Source organism: Pseudoalteromonas sp. SIMBA_162 (assembly GCF_046535955.1).
Taxonomy (GTDB): domain Bacteria; phylum Pseudomonadota; class Gammaproteobacteria; order Enterobacterales; family Alteromonadaceae; genus Pseudoalteromonas; species Pseudoalteromonas marina.
The window spans coordinates 1-258 of sequence record NZ_JAWJBQ010000680.1 but is presented as its reverse complement, the minus strand read 5'-3'; the positions used below and the strand labels follow the sequence as shown (position 1 = coordinate 258).

Genomic DNA, 258 nt, shown 5'->3' with positions numbered 1-258 from the left:
CGGTGGAGTCTTCGCGCTTGGCCAGCTGCTGGAAGGCGTGGTGTTGCAGCCGCTGCTGCTGGGCGACAAGATCGGCCTGCATCCGGTCGCGGTCATCTTCGCGGTGATGGCGGGCGGCCAGCTGTTCGGCTTTACCGGCATTCTATTGGCCCTGCCGGTGGCGGCCGTGATCATGGTGCTCTTGCGTTATCTGCATGATCGCTATAAAAACAGTACTTTATATGACCAACAGCGTGATTCTCGCCCCGTGGTGGCAGC

General features: G+C 60.5%; 1 protein-coding gene. It reads left to right on the top strand.

Going from position 1 to position 258, the window contains the following annotated elements; genetic code table 11:
• Nucleotides 1–258 (top strand): AI-2E family transporter (locus R0J88_RS21395; protein ID WP_410901085.1); only part of this gene is annotated, 258 nt, incomplete at both ends.